Origin of the sequence: Variovorax defluvii (assembly GCF_039541515.1) — a bacterium.
GTDB classification, from domain to species: domain Bacteria; phylum Pseudomonadota; class Gammaproteobacteria; order Burkholderiales; family Burkholderiaceae_C; genus Variovorax; species Variovorax defluvii.
Map to the genome: position 1 here is coordinate 212,894 of NZ_BAABGJ010000020.1, position 18,605 is coordinate 231,498.

At 70.3% G+C, this 18,605-nt stretch carries 16 protein-coding genes; 6 read left to right on the forward strand and 10 right to left on the reverse strand.

Annotated elements, in window-relative coordinates; translation table 11 throughout:
• Positions 1 to 163 precede the first annotated feature (163 nt).
• From ABEA07_RS12180 to ABEA07_RS12190, 3 genes are read left to right on the forward strand one after another with little or no spacing between them, the layout of a single operon-like run.
• Entirely contained in the window at positions 164 to 3,373 is a 3,210-nt protein-coding gene (locus ABEA07_RS12180; RefSeq protein ID WP_345538149.1) for a UvrD-helicase domain-containing protein, read from the forward strand.
• A complete protein-coding gene (locus ABEA07_RS12185) occupies positions 3,370 to 4,617 on the forward strand; it encodes a TIGR03862 family flavoprotein (protein ID WP_345538096.1) in 1,248 nt (415 codons plus the stop codon). The genes ABEA07_RS12180 and ABEA07_RS12185 overlap by 4 nt, the downstream gene beginning before the upstream one ends.
• Before the next feature lie 60 nt (positions 4,618 to 4,677).
• Complete coding sequence (locus tag ABEA07_RS12190) at positions 4,678 to 4,959, forward strand: hypothetical protein (protein WP_345538098.1); 282 nt, start codon at positions 4,678 to 4,680, stop codon at positions 4,957 to 4,959.
• 30 nt (positions 4,960 to 4,989) lie between these two features.
• Here the strand turns inward: ABEA07_RS12190 and ABEA07_RS12195 are convergent, their stop codons facing one another.
• From ABEA07_RS12195 to accB, 8 genes are all read right to left on the reverse strand, one after another.
• Positions 4,990 to 5,844, reverse strand: a complete 855-nt coding sequence (locus tag ABEA07_RS12195) for an IclR family transcriptional regulator (protein WP_345538099.1) — start codon at positions 5,842 to 5,844, stop codon at positions 4,990 to 4,992.
• Between the two features lie 52 nt (positions 5,845 to 5,896).
• Positions 5,897 to 6,616, reverse strand: coding sequence for a TSUP family transporter (locus ABEA07_RS12200; RefSeq protein ID WP_345538100.1), 720 nt, complete (start codon positions 6,614 to 6,616; stop codon positions 5,897 to 5,899).
• Positions 6,617 to 6,623: 7 nt separating this feature from the next.
• Positions 6,624 to 7,418, reverse strand: coding sequence for an ABC transporter ATP-binding protein (locus tag ABEA07_RS12205; RefSeq protein ID WP_345538102.1), 795 nt, complete (start codon positions 7,416 to 7,418; stop codon positions 6,624 to 6,626).
• 16 nt (positions 7,419 to 7,434) lie between these two features.
• Positions 7,435 to 8,271 (reverse strand): ABC transporter permease, encoded by an 837-nt coding sequence (locus ABEA07_RS12210; RefSeq protein ID WP_345538103.1) that lies wholly within the window; start codon positions 8,269 to 8,271, stop codon positions 7,435 to 7,437.
• Positions 8,272 to 8,385: 114 nt separating this feature from the next.
• The gene (locus ABEA07_RS12215) at positions 8,386 to 9,669 is read right to left on the reverse strand and encodes an ABC transporter substrate-binding protein (RefSeq protein ID WP_345538104.1); all 1,284 of its coding nucleotides are present in this window, start codon (positions 9,667 to 9,669) and stop codon (positions 8,386 to 8,388) included.
• 78 nt (positions 9,670 to 9,747) lie between these two features.
• Positions 9,748 to 11,244 carry a pyruvate carboxylase subunit B gene (locus ABEA07_RS12220; RefSeq protein ID WP_345538105.1) on the reverse strand — a complete coding sequence of 499 codons (1,497 nt, stop codon included), beginning with the start codon at positions 11,242 to 11,244 and terminating at the stop codon, positions 9,748 to 9,750.
• A complete protein-coding gene (gene accC / locus ABEA07_RS12225; RefSeq protein WP_345538106.1) occupies positions 11,241 to 12,614 on the reverse strand; it encodes an acetyl-CoA carboxylase biotin carboxylase subunit in 1,374 nt (457 codons plus the stop codon). Before accC ends, ABEA07_RS12220 begins: the two co-directional genes overlap by 4 nt.
• A 10-nt stretch (positions 12,615 to 12,624) precedes the next feature.
• A complete protein-coding gene (gene accB / locus ABEA07_RS12230; RefSeq protein WP_345538107.1) occupies positions 12,625 to 13,167 on the reverse strand; it encodes an acetyl-CoA carboxylase biotin carboxyl carrier protein in 543 nt (180 codons plus the stop codon).
• Between the two features lie 190 nt (positions 13,168 to 13,357).
• Between accB and ABEA07_RS12235 the strand changes: the two genes are divergently transcribed.
• The 3 genes from ABEA07_RS12235 to ABEA07_RS12245 all read left to right on the forward strand — a co-directional run bounded on the left by ABEA07_RS12235 (position 13,358) and on the right by ABEA07_RS12245 (position 15,892).
• Positions 13,358 to 14,194 carry a 3-oxoadipate:acetyl-CoA acetyltransferase gene (locus tag ABEA07_RS12235; RefSeq protein WP_345538108.1) on the forward strand — a complete coding sequence of 279 codons (837 nt, stop codon included), beginning with the start codon at positions 13,358 to 13,360 and terminating at the stop codon, positions 14,192 to 14,194.
• An 82-nt stretch (positions 14,195 to 14,276) separates the two neighbouring features.
• On the forward strand, positions 14,277 to 15,032 hold the full coding sequence (locus ABEA07_RS12240; protein ID WP_345538109.1) for an SDR family NAD(P)-dependent oxidoreductase: 756 nt from the start codon (positions 14,277 to 14,279) through the stop codon (positions 15,030 to 15,032).
• 158 nt (positions 15,033 to 15,190) lie between these two features.
• Positions 15,191 to 15,892, forward strand: a complete 702-nt coding sequence (locus ABEA07_RS12245; RefSeq protein WP_345538110.1) for a nitroreductase — start codon at positions 15,191 to 15,193, stop codon at positions 15,890 to 15,892.
• A gap of 341 nt (positions 15,893 to 16,233) precedes the next feature.
• Here the strand turns inward: ABEA07_RS12245 and glpK are convergent, their stop codons facing one another.
• Positions 16,234 to 17,730: a glycerol kinase GlpK gene (glpK, locus tag ABEA07_RS12250; RefSeq protein WP_345538111.1), complete on the reverse strand. Its 1,497-nt coding sequence runs from the start codon at positions 17,728 to 17,730 to the stop codon at positions 16,234 to 16,236.
• A gap of 38 nt (positions 17,731 to 17,768) precedes the next feature.
• Complete coding sequence (locus tag ABEA07_RS12255; RefSeq protein WP_345538112.1) at positions 17,769 to 18,530, reverse strand: DeoR/GlpR family DNA-binding transcription regulator; 762 nt, start codon at positions 18,528 to 18,530, stop codon at positions 17,769 to 17,771.
• Positions 18,531 to 18,605: the final 75 nt, after the last annotated feature.

Below are 18,605 nucleotides of genomic sequence, written 5' to 3' on the forward strand. Positions count from 1 at the left end.
CAAGGACTTCTGGAGCGATGAAGCACCCCCGCGCTTCGTGCCCGAGGCGAGCGCCGACCCGACCGCCGGGGAGAGCGGCCCGGCCGCGCAAGAGAATGCGCCCGGGCCGCAGCCCGCCTACGGGCACAACGGCGCGCCGGTCCCGCGCGAACGCTTCTATGCCATCGCCTGCGACCCGCGCCGCTCGGTGGCCGTGGAGGCCTGCGCCGGCGCCGGCAAGACCTGGATGCTGGTCTCGCGCATCCTGCGCGCCCTGCTGGAAGAAGGCGAGGGCGCCTGCGCGCCGCACGAGATCCTCGCCATCACCTTCACCAAGAAGGCGGCCGGCGAGATGCGCGAGCGCCTGGACCAGTGGCTGGAGTCCTTCGCGGCCAGGCCGGTGGAGGCACTGGTGCCCGAGCTGGTGATGCGCGGCATGGACCGCGCATCCGCCGAAGCCAAGGCGCCGCGCCTGCAAGGCCTCTACCGGGAGCTGCTGGGGAGCGGCCGGCCGGTGCAGTTCCGCACCTTCCACGCGTGGTTCGCCGGCCTGCTGCGCAGTGCGCCCGTCGCCGTGCTCGAACGCCTGCGCCTGCCCGCCAGCTACCAGTTGCTCGAGGACGACGCCCAGGCGCGTGCACGGGTCTGGCGCCCCTTCTTCGCGGCCGTGGCCGAGGACCCGCAGGCCCAGGCCGACTACCGCGCGCTGGTCGCCGACTACGGCCGTTCGCAGACCACCAAGGCGCTGGACGAAGCGCTCACGCGCCGGGTCGAATTCGCTTTGGCCGATGCGCAGGGCGCAGTCGATGCGGCCGTGGTGCCGATGGGCGAGTTCTATCCTGCCTTCGCCGGCGCCGACTCGCCGGAGCAGGTGCTGCTGCACGACCCCGCCTCCCGCCGCACGCTGCTCGCGGCGGCCAGCGCACTGGGTCGTGCAAGCGCCCCGACCTTCTCGCAGCGGGGCTCGGACCTCGAGCGTGCGGTCACCGAGAGCCGCGCAGCCGGCGTGGTCGAGGCGCTCCTCACGCTGAAAGGCGAGCAGCGCAAGTTCAGCGAGAAGCTCGCCGGCCTGGAACACATCCGCGCCGCCCAGCAGCGCGCGCAGCAGTACTGCGAAGCACGCGCCCAGCATGCGGCCTGGCTTTACCAGCAGCGCATGGCCCGCCTGACGCGCCTGCTCGTGCGCTGCTTCGCGCAGGTCAAGGCCGCGAACGGCTGGGTCGACATGAGCGACGTCGAACAGGCCGCGCACCTGCTGCTCGGGCGCTCGGAGCTCTGGGGCTGGGTGCAGGAGCGCCTCGACGCACGCGTGCGGCACCTGCTGATCGACGAATTCCAGGACACCAATCCACTGCAGTGGCAGGCCCTGCACGGCTGGCTCTCCGGCTATGCCGGCGCGGGCGGCCGGCGGCCCGGCGTGTTCATCGTCGGCGATCCGAAGCAAAGCATCTACCGCTTCCGGCGGGCCGAACCGCAGGTCTTCATCGCCGCCAAGCAGTTCGTTCAGCAAGGCCTGGGCGGAGACCTGCTCGACTGCGACCACACGCACCGCAACGCGCAGGCGGTGGTCGGCCTGGTCAACGCCGCGATGGGCGAGGCGCAGCAGGCCGGCGAGTTCAGCGGCTTCCGCGATCACACCACCGAATCGCGCGTGGCCGGCCGCGTGCGCAAGCTGCCGCCGATCCCGCGCGATGCCATCGCCTCGCAGGAGCAGGCCGACCATCCCAACGAAGCGGGGGTGCTGCTGTGGCGCGACAGCCTGGTCACGCCCCGCCTCCTGCCCGAGCAGCGCCTGCTGCAGAAGGAATGCGAGCAGGCCGCGCGCTGGATCGCCCAGCGCATCGCCGGCGGTCTCGCGCCCAGCCGCATCATGGTGCTGGCGCGCCGCCGCAGCAGGCTCACGGCGCTGCAGGACGAACTGCGGCGCCTGCACATCGCGGTGCAGCAGCCCGAGAAGAACGATCTGCACGATGCGCCGGAGGTGCAGGACCTGGTGGCGTTGCTCGATGCGCTGGTCTCGCCCGATCACGATCTCTCGCTCGCCCAGGCGCTTCGCTCGCCGCTGTTCGACCTGCCGGACGAGGCCCTGGTGCAGCTGGCCCTGCGCCAGCGCGAGCGGCACGCAAGCTGGTTCGAGTTGCTGCAGGCGCCCGAACTGCCCGCGCCGCTGGCGGGCATCGGCGCGCGCCTGCGGCAATGGCAGCGCTGGCTGGCCGCATGGCCGCCGCACGATGCGCTCAGCGCGATCTACCACGACGGCGACGTGCTGCGCCGCTTCGCGGCCGCCGCGCCGGCGGCCATGCGCGAGAGCGTGCTGGCCAATCTGCGCGGGCTGATGGCGGCCTCGCTCGAGCTCGACGGCGCGCGCTTCGCGACCCCCTATGCCTTCGTGCGTGCGCTGCGCCGGGGCGGCAACCCGGCGCCCACCGTCGCGGCGCTCGACGCGGTGCAACTGCTGACCGTGCATGGCGCCAAGGGCCTGGAGGCCGACCTGGTCCTCATGCTGGACACCGACGCACCGGCCCAGCGCGCGCAGACCATGGGCGTGCTCGTCAAGTGGCCGGGACACGCGCCGGCGCCCGAGCGCTTCGTGTTCATGGCCAGCGAGAAGAACCCGCCCGCCTGCACCACCGAGGACCTGGCCGAGGAACAGGCCGCTCGGCTGCGCGAGGAGATCAACGCGCTGTACGTGGCCGGCACGCGGGCGCGGCAGGAGCTGGTGCTGTCGGCCGTGCCGGCTGCGCGGCCCAGCCCGCGGAGCTGGTGGGCGCGTCTGGAGGTGCGTTGCGAGCTGGTCGATGTCGCGCACGCGGCGGCTGCGCCGCGAACGCAGCCCGAGCAGCCATCGCTGCTGCCGGAACGCTTTCGCATGCGCGACCTGCCGCCGCTGCCCGACCAGGCCTCGGCCCCGAGGCGTGCGGCGCCACGCGCCGACACGCATGCCGAGGCGCGCGCTTCCGCGCTGGGCCAGGCCATGCACCGCCTGCTCGAATGGGCCCGGCCGGGCGCGGCGCTGCCGCCGGCCCACGTGCGCGCCGCGGGGCGCGAGTTCGGCCTGGATGCGGCCGCGGCGCAGGTCGCGGCCTCGATGGCGCAGCGCATCCGCGCGGGCGCCGGCGCGTGGGCCTGGGATGCGGAAGCGCTGGCCTGGCAGGGCAACGAGGTCACACTGGTCCACGGCGGCGAGGTGCTGCGCATCGACCGCCTGGTGCAGCAGCGCGCCAGCGGCGTCTGGTGGGTGCTCGACTACAAGTCGGCCGGCCGGCCCGAACGCGATGCCGCGCTGATCGCGCAAATGCAGCGCTACCGCGAGGCCGTGATGCAGGCCCACCCCGGCGCCGCCGTGCGCGCGGCCTTCCTGACCGGGCAGGGCGAACTGGTGGATGTCGAATGAGCAAGAGCGACCCGACGATCGCCGTCATCGGCGGCGGCCCCGCCGGCCTGATGGCCGCCGAGGTGCTGAGCGCGGCCGGCGTGGCCGTGGACCTCTACGACGCCATGCCATCGGTCGGACGCAAGTTCCTGCTGGCCGGTCGTGGCGGGCTGAACCTCACGCATTCGGAACCCTTCGAGCGCTTCGCCGCCCGCTTCGGCGAACGCGGCCCACAGATCGAGCCGCTGCTGCGCACCTTCGGTCCGGAAGCCCTGCGCGCCTGGGTCCATGGCCTCGGCATCCAGACCTTCGTCGGCACCTCGGGCCGCGTGTTCCCCACCGACATGAAGGCCGCGCCCCTGCTGCGCGCGTGGATCCATCGACTGCGCGGGGCCGGCGTGCGCTTCCACATGCGGCATCGCTGGCGGGGCTGGACCGAGGCCGGTGCCCTGCGCTTCGCCACGCCGTCGGGCGACCTGGAGACCGGGCCCGCGGCCACCGTGCTCGCCCTCGGCGGCGCGAGCTGGTCGCGGCTGGGCTCCGATGGTGCCTGGGTGCCGTGGCTCGCCGCGCGCGGCGTGGACGTGGCGCCGCTGCAGCCGTCGAACTGCGGCTTCGACATCGGCTGGACGCCTTACTTCGCCGAGCGCTTCGCCGGCAAGCCCTTCAAATCGGTCGCGGTGTCGGCCGTCGATGCGCAGGGGCGGCGCTTCGCGCGCAAGGGCGAGTTCGTCGCGACGGCCACCGGCATCGAGGGCAGCCTGGTGTACGCGGCCTCCGCGCTCCTGCGTGACCGGATCGCCGCCGAAGGCAGCGCCATCCTGTGGCTGGACCTCCTGCCGGACCGCAGCGCCGAGCAGGTCCGTGCCGCGGTGATGCATCCGCGCGGCGCGCGTTCGGTGGCCAGCCACCTGAAGAGCCGGTTGGGCCTGGAAGGCATCAAGACCGCGGTGCTGCACGAGGTGCTCACGCGCGAGCAGATGCACGAACCCGAGACTCTGGCCGGCACCCTCAAGGCCCTGCCGCTGCGGCTGGTGGCGGCGCGGCCGGTCGACGAGGCCATCAGCAGCGCCGGCGGCGTGCGCTTCGAGGCCCTCGACGCCCACCTGATGAGCACCGCGCTGCCCGGGCTGTTCTGCGCCGGCGAGATGCTCGACTGGGAGGCGCCCACCGGCGGCTACCTGCTGACGGCCTCCATGGCCAGCGGGGTCGTGGCGGCGCAGGGGGTGCTGCACTGGCTCATGAAACTGAAAACTTCCGGCTGAAGTGCATTGGCTGGCACGGACGAACACAATCCCGGGTTGCCCCGAGGCGGCCCCTCATCCATGTATCCCCACGTCGACATCAAGAAAATCAGAGACAGGTATTTCAACTACAGCGTGAGCACGGGCCACGCCGGCGAGCGCTATGTGCGACAGGGCCTGCGCTCGATCGCCGAGTGCCTGCACGACGCGGCGACGGCGCTCGGCACCCATTTCCCGGTGGCCGCCATCAGCTACGAGGGGCGTGCGCTGGGCTGCTATCACGTGGCGGACATGGAGCACAAGACGCTCGCGCTGGCGCATACGTTGCTGGCGAAGCTGGAGCGGCTCGAAATCGCGACCTGAGAAGCTGTAAGCGAACCGGCCGCGCCCGCTCTATGCGCGCTGCCGGGCGCGCGGGCGCGCGTGACTCCCGGACGCTGCGGCCGCGCGGGGTTGGGCCGCCGCGACCGTCGTCGACATGGTGGCCGCGATCTTGGCAGCCGCGCGTTGCAGCGCCTCCACGTAGCCCATGCAGGTCTTGAGACTCGCGCGGGAGGACGGCGCGTGCATCGCCACCGCGGCGACGATGCCGTCCCGGTCGCCCGGCATCGCCACGGGCACCGCGATGGCGACCGAGTCGTCGAAGCGCTCGCAATCGTGCGTGCCGACACCCGTCTTGCGCACCTTGGCGAGCTCTGCCTGCAAGGGTGCGAGCCGGGTGATGGTGCGGGCAGTAAAGGACGCATAGGGCTCCGGCCCCAGGGCGCGCTCGACCTCGGCTGCGCTCATCTGGCTCAGGAAGAGCTTGCCGCTGGCTGTGCAGTGCAGCGGGACCCGCGTCCCGACGTCGAGGTGGAGTCGCAGCGGATGGCGGGTCTCCACACGGTCCAGGTAGAGCACCTGGTTGTTCTCGAGCAGCGTGAGATTGCAGCTCTCGCCGATCTCCGCCACGGCCTCCTCCAGCGCACGATGCCACTGCAGGCGCAAGGTGTCGCTGCGCCAGAGATCCACTGCGAAGGCGGTGAGGCGCGGACCGATGGTGTAGCGCTTGCCCCCGGCCTCGCGGCGCAGCAGGCTCGCATCCTTGAGCAGGTTGACGATCCGGAACACGGTCGGCTTGGGCAGGTTCAGTGCCGTCGTCAGTTCGTCGAGCGACATGGCTGCGGGCGCGCTCGCGATCTGCTCGAGCACCGCGAAGGCGCGCAGGGCGATCGACTCGTTGGCGTGGGGGGAGTCAGGCTTGGTCATGGTCGGAACGGTGGCGGAAGGTCTTGGCGGTCCGGCGTGTGCGCCGCTGGCCTCAGGCAAGGAGGACACCGAGCGACACCAGCAGCATCAGCATGATCGTAAGCTGCCGAAAGCGTTGGTCGGAAAAGCGCGAGAACAGCCTGGAGCCCGCCACCACGCCCGCGGCAAAGGGCAGCGCCAGCCAACCCGCCTGCCGCAGCGTCGCGGCGGTGAGCAGCCCGCTCGCGCCCAGCATCACCAGGCCGGCGGCCGAGATCACCACCACATACAGCGTGAGGTTGGCCCGGGTGACCGGCACCGGGTCCGGCCCCGACAGCAGGTACAGGATGACGGGCGGCGCGCCCACGCTGGTGGCGCCGAGCATCGTGCCGCTGAGCGCGCCGAGGCCCACCGAGGTCGAGAGCCGCTGCGCGCCCTTGTACTGGCGCCCGGACAGCAGCGCCAGCGAAAACAGGACCACGGTGGCCGCTATCAGCCTGCGCAGCGTCAGCGGACTCGCCAGCGCCAGCAGCAGCCCGCCGGCCGGGACGGCGAGCACCGCTGCCGAGCAGATCGGTGCGATGACGCGCCAGCGCGCGAGCGCCAGCGCGGCCGGCAGCATCGGCGCCGCGGCGAAGGTCTCCAGCAGCAGGGTCACCGGCACGGCGGTGCGCGGGCCCAGCAGCAGCGCCAGCGGTGCCGTCATCACCATCGCCGCGCCGAAGCCGGTCGTGCCTCGCACCAGCCCGCCCACCAGCGCGATCAGCAGGCTCCAGGCGAGTACGCGGTCCATGGCGCAGTCAGTGTGCAGCGGTGGCGCTGGCCGAGACGTCTTCGTTGATGAGCGCGCGAAGATGCCGGCGCAACGCGATGAACGCCGGGTCGTCCTCGTCGCGCGGGCGCGGCAGGTCCACGGTCACGATCTCCTTGACGCGCCCGGGCCGGCTGGACAGGACGACGATGCGGTCGGACAGCAGGATGGCCTCCTCGATGCTGTGCGTCACCAGCACCATGGTCTTGCGCGCCGCGCTGTCGGCACTCGCCAGCAAGCGGCCCATCTCCTGCTGCATCAACGCGCGGTTCTGCGCGTCCAGCGCGGCGAAGGGTTCGTCCATCAGCAGGACATGCGGGTCCACCGACAGGGCCCGGGCGATCGACACGCGCTGCTTCATGCCGCCCGACAGCTGGTGCGGATAGCGGTCCTCGAAGCCTTCCAGGCCGACCAGGCGGATCTGCCTGGCGACGATGGCGCGGCGTTCGGCCGGCGGCACCTTCTTCATCTCCAGACCGAAGGAGACGTTCTCGCGCACGGTGAGCCAGGGAAAGAGCGCGTAGTCCTGGAACACCATCGAGCGCGACCAGCTGGGCCGGCCCACGGCCTCGCCATTCACGCGGATGCGCCCCGCCGTGGGCTGCTCGAAGCCCGCCAGCATGTTCAGCAGGGTGGTCTTGCCGCAGCCGCTGTGGCCGATGATGGAGCAGAACTCGCGGTCGGCGATGTCGAAGGCGACTTCATCGAGCGCCAGCACAGGGGCGTCGCGGCGGCCATGCCCAGGGTAGATCTTGGTGACGGCCTGGATGCTGACGGCGCTCATGGCGTGTTCCTCCTCGTCATGGCTGCATCGCGCGCGACCAGGGCAGCGCACGCCGGCTCAGCACGCGGATCAGCAGGTCGAGCGCCAGGCCCACCAGGCCGATGGCGATCATGCCCACGATCACGATGTCGGTGCGCAGCAGCGTGCGCGCATCGTTGATGAGAAAGCCCAGGCCCGAGCTCGCGCCCACCAGTTCCGCGGCCACCAGGGCCATCCAGCCCACGCCCAGGCCGATGCGGATGCCGGTGACGATCTGCGGCAGGGCCGCTCGCAGCACGACCCGCCGCAGCACGGCGCCTTCGCCGCTGCCCAGGCAGCGTGCCGCGCGCACCAGGTTCGGCTCGACGCTGCGCACGCCGGTGATGGTGTTGAGCAGGATGGGAAAGAAGATCCCGAGGAAGATGATGAACTGATTCTGCGTGTCGCCGATGCCGAACCAGAGGATCGACAGGGGGATCCACGCCAGCGGCGGGATGGGCCGCAGCATCTCGATGAGCGGATCGAGCTGTTCGTGCACCGGCTTCCACCACCCCATCGCGACGCCCAGCGGGATCGCCACCAGTGCCCAGCAGAAGGCGATGAACTCGCGCCGCAGCGAGTCGACCAGGTGCCGCAGCAGTTCGCCCGAGACGATCAGCTCCCACGCGGCCACCGCCACCGTGGTCGGCGCCGGCAGGAGCGAGCGCGTGGTCTCGTCGAGCAGCGAAGTGCTGGCGAACTGCCAGGCCGCCAGCAGCAGCAGGGGAAAGGCCAGGCGGCGGATGCGCGCCAGCATTTCGGCGGAAAGGCCGCGTGCGGCCGGCGGCGGCACGGTGTCGCGTGCCTTCGGGGTGGCGGTGGGCGCCGTGTCCATCGATGCTCCTCTCACGTGGGCGCGAGTGCGGATTGCGGGTTCGAGCGAATTCATGCGTGTATGCCTCATGCAGCGCGGCTGCGAAGTGCCTGAATGGCGGGCTGTGCCGCCGCGTCAGGGCTGGTGGTTCGCACCGCCGAAAGCCCAGGGTTTCACGAGGTCGCCCGGCTCCGGGAAGGGCTGCGCCTCCTTCGTGTTCAGCACGTTGTAGTAGCTCGGATACGGCGGCTGCTCCGGCTTGCCGGACCAGTCCGCGGGCAGGAAGGGCGGCTGCTTCGGGACGGCCCAGCCCAGCTTGTCGAAGGTCTTGCGCATGAAACGCTCGTCCACCGCGGCGGCGAAGTCTGCGGCCACGAGCGGCCGGGTGATGCGCTTGGACTGGTGCAGCCACTTGAAGATGGGCTCGTTGACCTTGCCGTAGAACTCCGCGTGCGGATAGATGTGGGTCGGCTTGTAGAGGTTGTTGTAGGCCTTGACCTGCTGCAGCAGCAACTCGCGGCTGTAGTTCTTGAGGTTCGGGTCCTCCGCCATCAGCGCGGCCGCCTTCTCCGGATTCAGGCGCGTCCACAGCGTGGCCTCCGCGAAGGCGTCCGAGAAGGCCTGCGCCACGTCCGGCACGTTCTCGATCAGTTCGCTGCGAAGGTAGAACTGCCCCTCGTAGATGTTGTAGGGGAAGATGCTGTCGACGATGCGCCCGTTCTTGCGCTCCTCGACCATCATCGTGGGCGTCGGGTCCCAGGCCACCACGCCGGTGATGCCGCGCGGCATCGCCATCTGCTCGCCTGGAGGCATGTTCTTGAGGATGACGTCCTTGCCGATCTCCACGCCGTTGATCTGCGCGCTCATCTGGAAGTAGAACTCCGCGGACGAGCCGGTGACCAGTCCGATGGTGGCGGGCGGGCTCTGGCCCTTCAGGTCCTTGATCGACTTGATCGGCGAATCGTTCGGCACGACCAGCGCGTGCAGCAGGTTGGGGCTTTCGATCGCGATCGCTTTCACCGGGATGCGGCGGTCGACCAGCGTGGTGAAGGGGAAGTTGCCGCCGCTGCCGGCCTGGAAGCGGCCGGAGATCAGCACTTCGTTGATCGCCGGCCCGGAGGCGAAGGCCGCCCACTTGGCCTCCACGCCGCGCTGCGTCAGCAGGCCCATGCGGTCCATCACGATGTTCACCGTGTTCTGGCCCGACCAGGGTGCCTGGAAGGCGACCTGCAGGGGCCACCAGCCCTTCTGCTTGAGCCAGGCAATGGACGCTTCCGACACCTTCTCGTGCGGCGTGGGCCAACCCCACTCCAGCGAGGCGGCGGAAGCGCGAAGCCCCGCCATGCCGAGGGCCACGGCGGCGGTGCTGCCGGCCAGGAAGCGGCGGCGCGCCGCGGAACACTGCTGCGATCTCGTCATCTTTGTCTCCATCTTCGTTGCTGACACAAGCGGTTCCAAGGTCATCCCGGCCGCCGGCGCGCGCTCACGCGCCGGGGCTCAGGCCGACAGGGTGATCTCTGTGTTGCCCCATTGCACCCTGGCCTGGCGCAGGTCGCGGCGCGACTCGATGTAGCGCACCAGCTCCAGCAGCGGTGTCGTGCCGAAGCGGCAGGGCTGCGGCAATTGCTTCAGGGGCTCGAGCAGGCTGCGGTCGTAGAAGGCCGCGAGCAGCAGGTTCTCGTCGCTGGCCGAGGCACCGAGTTCGGCGCGCAGGCGGGGCAACGCGGGGGGCAGGTCGGCGCCGGCGCGCGCGCTCGACAGATCCCTGTCGCGGATGCCCGCCTTGTCGAGGAATTCGTCGGACGGCGCCGCCGCCAGCTTCCCGTAGAAGCCCATGGCGTACTTGCGCACCTCGTCGGGCACCGTCTTGTAGCGCTCGCCCTGCACGACGTTGAGCACCGACTGGGTGATGATGTACTGGGCAAAGGGACTGACCAGGATCGGGTAGCCGAGGTCCTTGCGCACCCGGGCGGCCTCTTCCAGGATTTCCGGCAACCGGTGCTCCATGCGCATCGCGACGAGCTGCGAGCGCAGGTTGGAGATCATGCCGCCGGGCACCTGGTGCTCGTACAAGGCGGCATCGAAGGTGGCCACCTTCCCGCGCGGCTTGTTCTCGCGCTCGGCCAGCAAGCCGAAATAGCCGCTCACGTCCGCCAGGGCGCGGCGATCGACGCCGGTGGTGACGCCCAGCGCGCGCGCCCGGTCGTCCACCTCCTCGGTCGACGGATGCGAGGCGCCGTTGGCGAGCGGCTCCGAGGCCGTGTGGCCGAAGCGGAAGCCGTGGCGGATGGCGGCTTCGTGCACCTGCCCGGCCAGGCCCGACTGGCTATGCATGTGCAACTGCAGCGGAATGCCCTGCGCTGCGGCCACGATGGCGGGGAACAGGGTTTCGGCGCGCTCCGGCGTGAGCAGCCCGGTCGGGTCCTTGACCGAGATGAAGTCCGAGCGCAGCGCCACGAGCTCGCGGGTGCGCGCCACGTAGTATTCGTCGGTGTGCACCGGCGATAGCGTGTAGACCATCATCGCGTTCACCTGCATGCCGCAGGCGTGGGCGGAGCGCACCGACGAGACGATGTTGCGCATGTCGTTGAGCGCGTCGTAGACGGTGAGCACCTTCAGGCCCCGGCGCGCGAGCGCCTTCGAGTTCAGCTCGACGATGTCGTCCGGGAAAAGCTCGAAGGTATAGAGGCTCTGGCCCCGCGTCAGTCCGTCGCAGGGCGTGCGCAGACGCTCGCACAGCAGCCCGATGCGCTCCCACGGGTTCTCCTGCAGAAAGCGCACCTGCACGTCGAACACCGCGCCGCCGAGGATGTTGATGTACTCGTAGCCGACGTCGTCGATCCGCGAGAGGATCGGCGTCATCATCGGCGTGGTCATGCGCGTGGACCACAGGCACTGATGGGCGTCGCGCAGCGTCACGTCGACCAGTCCGTAGTGCCGGCCTGCCGGATTCGTGGCAGCCGCGGGGCCTTGCAGTGTGTTCTGGATGCTCATGGTGTCGATTCCTGGATGAAGCGCTCGACGAAGCGCGTATGCACCGCTCCCCGCCTGAAGGTGTCGCAGGCCAGCAGCCGCGCGAGGAAGGGGGCCGTCGTGCTCACGCCTTCCACGCGCAGCTCGGCGAGCGCGCGCTGCATGCGCGCCAGCGCCTCGTCGCGGTCGGCGCCCCAGCAGACCAGCTTGGCGATCAGCGAGTCGTAGTTCGGCGGGACGACGTAGCCGGCGAACACGTGGGAGTCGACCCGCACGCCGGGTCCGCCCGGAAGGCGCAGGCTCTCCACGCGGCCCGGGCTGGGGGCGAAGGCGCGTTCCGGGTCCTCGGCGTTGATGCGGCACTCGATGGCGTGGCCGCGCAGCTGCACGTCATCCTGGCGGAAGGACAGGCGCTCGCCCGCCGCGATGCGAATCTGCTCCTTCACGATGTCGATGCCGGTCACGCACTCGGTCACCGGGTGCTCCACCTGCACGCGGGTGTTCATCTCCATGAAGTAAAAGCGCTGGCTCGCCGGCTCGACGATGCATTCGATGGTTCCGGCGCTGCGGTAGCCCACGTGACGGCACAGGCGTACCGCCGCCTCGCCCATCTCCACGCGCAGCGCCTCCGACAGGCCCGGCGATGGGCTCTCCTCCACCAGCTTCTGGTTGCGCCGCTGCGAGGAGCAGTCGCGCTCGCCCAGGTGCAGCACCCGTTCTCCGTCCGACAGGATCTGGATCTCGACGTGACGGATGCCGACCAGGTACTTCTCCACGTACATCGCGCCGTCGCCGAAGGCGGCCTTGGCCTCACGCGAGGCGGCCTCGAAGTGCGCGGCGAGCTCGGCCTCCCGCTCCACCACGCGCATGCCGCGCCCGCCGCCGCCGGCGACCGCCTTGAGGATCACCGGATAGCCGAGCGAGCCCGCGACGTCCAGTGCGGCGGCGGCCGAAGCGACCACGCCGGAGGACCCCGGCGTCACCGGGACCCCGGCCGCCACGGCCATCGCGCGGGCCGATGCCTTGTCGCCCATGGTCGCGATGACCTCGCCCGGCGGGCCGATGAAGACGAGGCCTTCCTCCTCGCAGCGGCGCGCGAAGGCGGCGTTCTCCGACAGGAAGCCGTAGCCCGGATGGATGGCGTCGGCGCCCATGGATCTGGCGGCTTCCACCACCCGAACGGCGTTCAGGTAGCTCTCGCTGGAACGCGCGGGGCCGATGCACACGGCGATGTCGGCCATCTGCACGGCCATCGAATCGCGGTCGGCCTCGGAGTAGACCTGAATGGTCTGGATGCCCAGTTCGCGGCACGCCCGCTGGATGCGGACGGCGATCTCGCCCCGGTTGGCCACCAGGACCCTGCGCAGTGTGCGCGATGGTGCTCGCTTCACGAGGCGGCCCTCAGCGCGGCGAAATGACGAACAGGGGCTGGCCGTGTTCCACGGCCTCGCCGTCGGCGACCAGGATCTCTGTGACCACACCGCCGCAACCCGCGGGGATGGAGTTCATGAGCTTCATCACCTCGACGATGCAGACCGGGTCACCGGGCCCAACCGCCTGGCCAAGCTGGACGAAGGCCGGGGCGCCCGGCTCCGGGGCGAGGTACACCGTGCCGACCATCGGCGACTCGACGATGGTCGCGCCCTCGCGCGCGGCTGGGGCGGCAGGCTTGGGGGACGGCTGCGTCGCAACAGGCTGAGCGGGCTCGGCGGCCGGCCGTGCAGGGCGCGCCTGCGGTGCCGCCGGCTCCGGCGCAGCGGCCGGCGGCATCACCGGCGCTGCCGCTGCGATGGCGGCTGGCGCCGCGAGCGAACCGCCGCCCGAGCGCCGCAGCTCGACTTCGACATCGCCGGAGCGCAACTTGATCTCGCTGAAGTTCGACGAGGCTTTGATCAGCTCGACGAGCTGGAGCACATCCTGGAAATCGATCTGGCCGGTACTCACGTGGCGGTTCCTTGGACGGGTGGAGGGGAAGGGCGGCGCGGCAACAAATTTCGTTTATCGAGATTTTTCGTGTTGCTCAGAGAAATTCTTGCACAGCCATTCGTGCCACGCAATAATGAAATTTCCTATATCGGAAAATGAAATTTCTAGGCGCCTTCCGATGGAGGGCGCTTTCGACAAAGGAGACACAGTGAGCAAGCCGGCCATCATCACCGTCGCCATCACGGGCGCTTTGCCGCGAAAGAAGGACACGCCCGCCGTGCCCGTCACGCCCGCCGAGCAGATCGAATCCACGCACCAGGCCTTCGAGGCCGGCGCCTCGCTCGTGCATGTTCACGTTCGCGCCGAGGACGAAAGCCCCAGCTCCGACCCGGAACTGTTCGCCCGGGTGCAGGAAGGCATCCGCAAGCACTGCCCGGGCATGATCATTCAGTTCTCCACCGGCGGCCGCGGCCGCGACCAGTCGGCGCGCGCCTCGATGCTGCACCTGCGTCCCGACATGGCCTCGCTCGCCACCGGTTCGGTGAACTTTCCGGCCAGCATCTACGAGAACCCGCCCGACTTCGTGGAAGGACTGGCGGCCTCGATGCTGGAGCACGGCATCAAGCCGGAGATCGAGGTCTTCGACCTGGCCATGCTCTACAACGCCGCCAAGCTTGCGAAGAAGGGCTTGATCCGGGGGCCATTGCACGTGCAGTTCGTGCTCGGCATCGACAACGCGATGCCGGCGCGGCGCAGCGTGTTCGACTTCCTGCGCGCCGAGCTTGCGCAGGTGTTGCCCGATGCCACTTGGGTGGCGGCGGGCACCGGCCGCTTTCAATGGGAGGTCAACCGCTGGTGCCTGGAGACCGGCGGTCACGTGCGCACCGGCCTGGAGGACAACATCAAGTTCGACGCCACGCGCCTCGCCGTGAGCAATGCCGAGTTGGTGCGCAAGGTGGTCGATGCCTGCGGCGAATACGGCCGCCACGCTGCCACCCCGGCAGAGGCGCGCGCCCTCCTGCAACTGCCGGCCGCCGCTGCATGAGCGCGTACCTCGGCATGTCCGCAACCCGCGGCGCCACCGGTGCAGATGCGGCGGCGTTCACCAACGCCGCTTCCAGGCGGCCATGACGCACCGCCCGGACAGAGACAAGCCGGTCGCCCTCGTGACCGGCGCCGCGCGCGGCATCGGCCGCTGCATCGCGCGGCACTTCGCCGCCGCAGGCCATACCGTGATCGTCACGGACATCGATGAAGCCGGTGCGCGCGCCTGCGCCGACGCGCTGGACGGCAACGCCCGTGCCGTGCGCATGGACGTGTGCGACGAAGCCGGCGTGGCCGAAGTCCTGGCGCGGGTGGACCGCGAGTACGGCCGGCTCGACGTGCTCGTCAACAACGCCGGGCGGATGACGCAGGGCGCCTGCACGCACACGGACGCGGCGGCCTTCCGGGCCATGGTGGACGTCAATGTGCTCGGTATCTTTCACTGCGTGCAGGCGGCGGCGCCGCTCATGACGCAGCGCAGGCGGGGGGCGATCATCAGCATCGCCTCGGTCTCGTCGGTGCGCGGTGGCGGCGCCGTGGGGAACGTCTGGTATGGCGCCACCAAGGCCGCCGTGGTTGCGATGACCACCGGGCTCGCGCGCGAGCTGGGGCCGCAGGGCGTGCGTGTCAACGCCATCTCGCCGGGGGTGGTGGAGACCGACATGGTGAAGGACTTCCTCACACCCGCGCTGCGCGACCGGGTGATGCCGCGCTTTCCGCTCGGGCGGCTCGCCACGGTCGACGATGTCGCCGGCATGGCGGTGTTCCTGGCCTCCGACGCGGCCGCTTTCGTGACCGGGCAGACCATTGCCGTGGACGGCGGCTTTCTGTCGAGCTGAACCGGGGCCGGCACGGCTCCCGTCAACGGGCCTGCCCGGTGCATTCAAACCCGGGGCTGGCTTGCGCCCCCCGGTGCTCGCGCTGGCACCGCCGCGGCGCCCGTCAGGCATGCCGGATAAATTCCGGTCGATCCCACCCATCTGAGGCAGCGCAGCCCATGCATGACCATCTCCCCACCCCGGCGCCCGCGCCGGACCCGGCGGCCTTCGAGCGCCTGCTCGAGGCGCGGACCAGTTGCCGCGGTTTTCTTCCGGCGGCCGTGCCCGAGGCGACCCTCGGCCGCATCCTGCAGGCGGCGCAGCGCACGCCTTCGTGGAACAACGTGCAGCCATGGCAGCTCATCGTGACGCAGCCGCCGGCCACCGAGAAGCTGCGGGCGGCACTGCAGGCGCCGCAGCCCGAGGCGGCCGGATTCGAGATTCCGCCGCCCTCGGAATACCGCGGCGTCTACCTCGATCGGCGCCGCGCCTGCGGTTTCGGCCTGTATGCGAGCGTCGGCATCGCCAGGGGCGACCGCGAGGCCTCGGCAAGGCAGGGCGCCGAGAACTTCCGGCTGTTCGGCGCACCGCACGTGGCGCTCGTCACCAGCGACGCGCTGCTGGGCACCTACGGCGTGCTCGACTGCGGCGCCTACGTCAATAACTTCATGCTGGCCGCAGCCTCCCACGGCGTGGCCACGATCGCGCAGGCGGCGCTCGCGCAGCGCTCGGCGTTCCTGCGCCGCTGGTTCCGCATTCCCGACGACCGGCTGATCGTGTGCGGCATTTCCTTCGGCTACGCGGACCCGGACCATCCGGCCAACCGCTTCCGTACCTCGCGGGCAACGGTCGAGGAGACCGTGCGGTGGGTGCGGGAGTGACGAGCGCCGGCGCGGGCGTGCGAGCCGGCCCTCTGCACGGGTTGAAGGTCGTCGAGTCGACATCAACGACGTCGCTCGGGTGGTCCATCTTCGGCCGGATCGACGTCGTGGCGAGGGTTAATTCCCGGGGCCGGGCCTCCGGGCGTGCCGTAGGGCGCAAGTTCTACGGGTTTTCTGCTATCGACTTTCGGAGGGGGTGCGAGCGCCTCGGGCATCGGCTATCTTCCTTCGCCGCCACACGAGAGGGTCAGGGAGTCGGCAGGGAGGAGGGGCGCCGCATGTGCGGAAGGTTCGCGCGCTGATTCGGAAGAAGAGAGCGCGCGAACCGCGAACCCCGGTCCTCAGGCCAGCGTGGCCCGACGCACCGCCAGCTCCCACTGCGCCATCTTCTCGCCGGCCTTGTCCCGGCTCAGCGTCGGCATGAAGCGCCGCTCCACCCGCCACTGCTTCGACAGCTCGCCGACGTCGCGGTACACGCCGGTCGACAGCCCCGCCAGGTAGGCGGCGCCCAGCGCAGTCGTTTCGATGACCTCGGGCCGCACCACCGGAATGCCCAGCAGGTCCGCCTGGAACTGCATGAGCAGGTCGTTGACCGCCGCACCGCCGTCGACCCTCAGCTCGGCCACCGGCGCGCCGCCGGCCGCGACGGCATCGCGGCTCATGGCCTGCAGCAAGGCGGCGCTCTGGTAGGCGATGCTCTCCAGCGCGGCGCGGGCGATGTGTGCGACGGTCGTGCCGCGCGTCAGGCCGGTGATGGTGCCGCGTGCGTCGGCGTTCCAGTAGGGCGCGCCCAGGCCGGTGAAGGCGGGCACCATCATCACGCCGCCGGCATCGGGCACGCTCTCGGCCAGGGCCTGGACCTGGGCGCTGCCCTGGATCGCCTTCAAGCCGTCGCGCAGCCACTGCACCACCGCACCGCCGACGAAGACGCTGCCCTCCATCGCGTACTGCGGCGGCATGTCGGCCGTCTGCGCGGCACTGGTCACCAGCAGGCCGTTGTGCGAAGGCTGGAAGGCGCCGCCGGTGTGCATCAGCAGGAAGCAGCCGGTGCCATAGGTGTTCTTGGCCATGCCGGCCTCGAAGCAGGCCTGGCCGAAGAGGGCGCTCTGCTGGTCGCCGGCCACGCCGCCGATGGGCAGCGGGCGCCCGAACAGGCCGGCATCGGTGTCCGCGAAATGCGTGCTCGAGGGCTTGACCTCGGGCATCAGCGACGCGGGGATGTCCAGCAGCGCCAGCAGCTCGGCGTCCCACGCGTGCGTGTGCACGTTGAAGAGCATGGTGCGCGAGGCGTTGCTCACGTCGCTCACGTGCACCTTGCCGCCGGTGAGTTGCCAGATCAGCCAGCTGTCCACCGTGCCGAAAGCCAGCTCGCCGCGCTCGGCCGCGGCGCGGGCGCCGGGCACGTTGTCGAGCAGCCAGCGCAGCTTGGTGCCGGAGAAATACGCATCGATGACCAGGCCGGTCTTCTGCTGGATCAGGCCGGTCATGCCGTCCTCGCGCAGCCTGGCGCACAGCGGCTCGGCGCGCCGGTCCTGCCAGACGATCGCGTGGTGCACGGGCTGGCCCGTCCTGCGGTTCCACAGCACCGTGGTCTCGCGCTGGTTGGTGATGCCCAGGGCGTGGATGTCCGAGGCCTCCAGCCCCGCCTTGGCCAGCACCTCGCGCGCGGTCGCGAGCTGGCCGGCCCAGATCTCCATCGGGTCGTGCTCGACCCAGCCGGGCTGCGGGTAGATCTGCGTGAGCTCCTTCTGCGCGATGGCGACGATGCGGCCTTCGTGGTCGAACACGATGCTGCGGGAGCTGGAGGTGCCCTGGTCAAGGGCGAGCAGGTAGGTCATGGGCCACTCCGACGTATCGAGGATTGTCTTTGCTGGGGCTACGCAACTTCACAGCGTACCTGGGCCTGCTCCAGCAACTCGGGAAAGGGCGCGGGCGGGTCGGCGTCGGTGTAGAGGCAGTCGATCTGCGACAGCTTCGCCAGTTCCACCATCGCTGGCCGGTTGAACTTGCTGGCATCGGCGGCCAGCCACACCTCGCGCGCCTGGGCGATGATGGTCTGCGCCACCTTCACCTCGCGCAGGTCGAAGTCGCGCAGCGTGCCGTCGGCCTCGATGCCGGAGACGCCGATGACCGCGATGTCGACCTTGAACTGGCGGATGAAATCCACCGTGGCCTCGCCCACGATCGCGCGGTCGCGCGGCCGCACCGAGCCACCGGCCACGATCACCTCGCAGTTCGGATTGCCGCTCAGGATGGCCGCGACGTTGAGGTTGTTGGTGATGACCCGCAGCCCCGTGTGATGCATCAACGCCTTGGCGATGGCCTCGGTGGTGGTGCCGATGTTGAGGATCAGCGAGCAGTCGTTCGGCACCCGCGCCGCCACCGCGCGCGCGATGCGGGCCTTGCCTTCGGCATGCAGCGTCTCGCGCTGCTGGTAGCCGATGTTCTGGATGGTCGAACTGGGCACGCGCACGCCGCCGTGGAAGCGGGTCAGCAGGCCCTCGTCGGCCAGGCGCTGCACGTCCCGGCGCACGGTCTGCAGCGTGACGTCGAGCATCTCGGCGAGTTGCTCGACGGTGACGGACCCGCGCGCACGCACGGTGGCGAGAAGCTTGATCTGGCGGGGATTCGAATTCACGCGGGTTCTTGAGGGCAGGGCCCTTTCACTTTAGAACGAAAGAAAACGAATGGACTTGAGGGTTAACACCAGGGA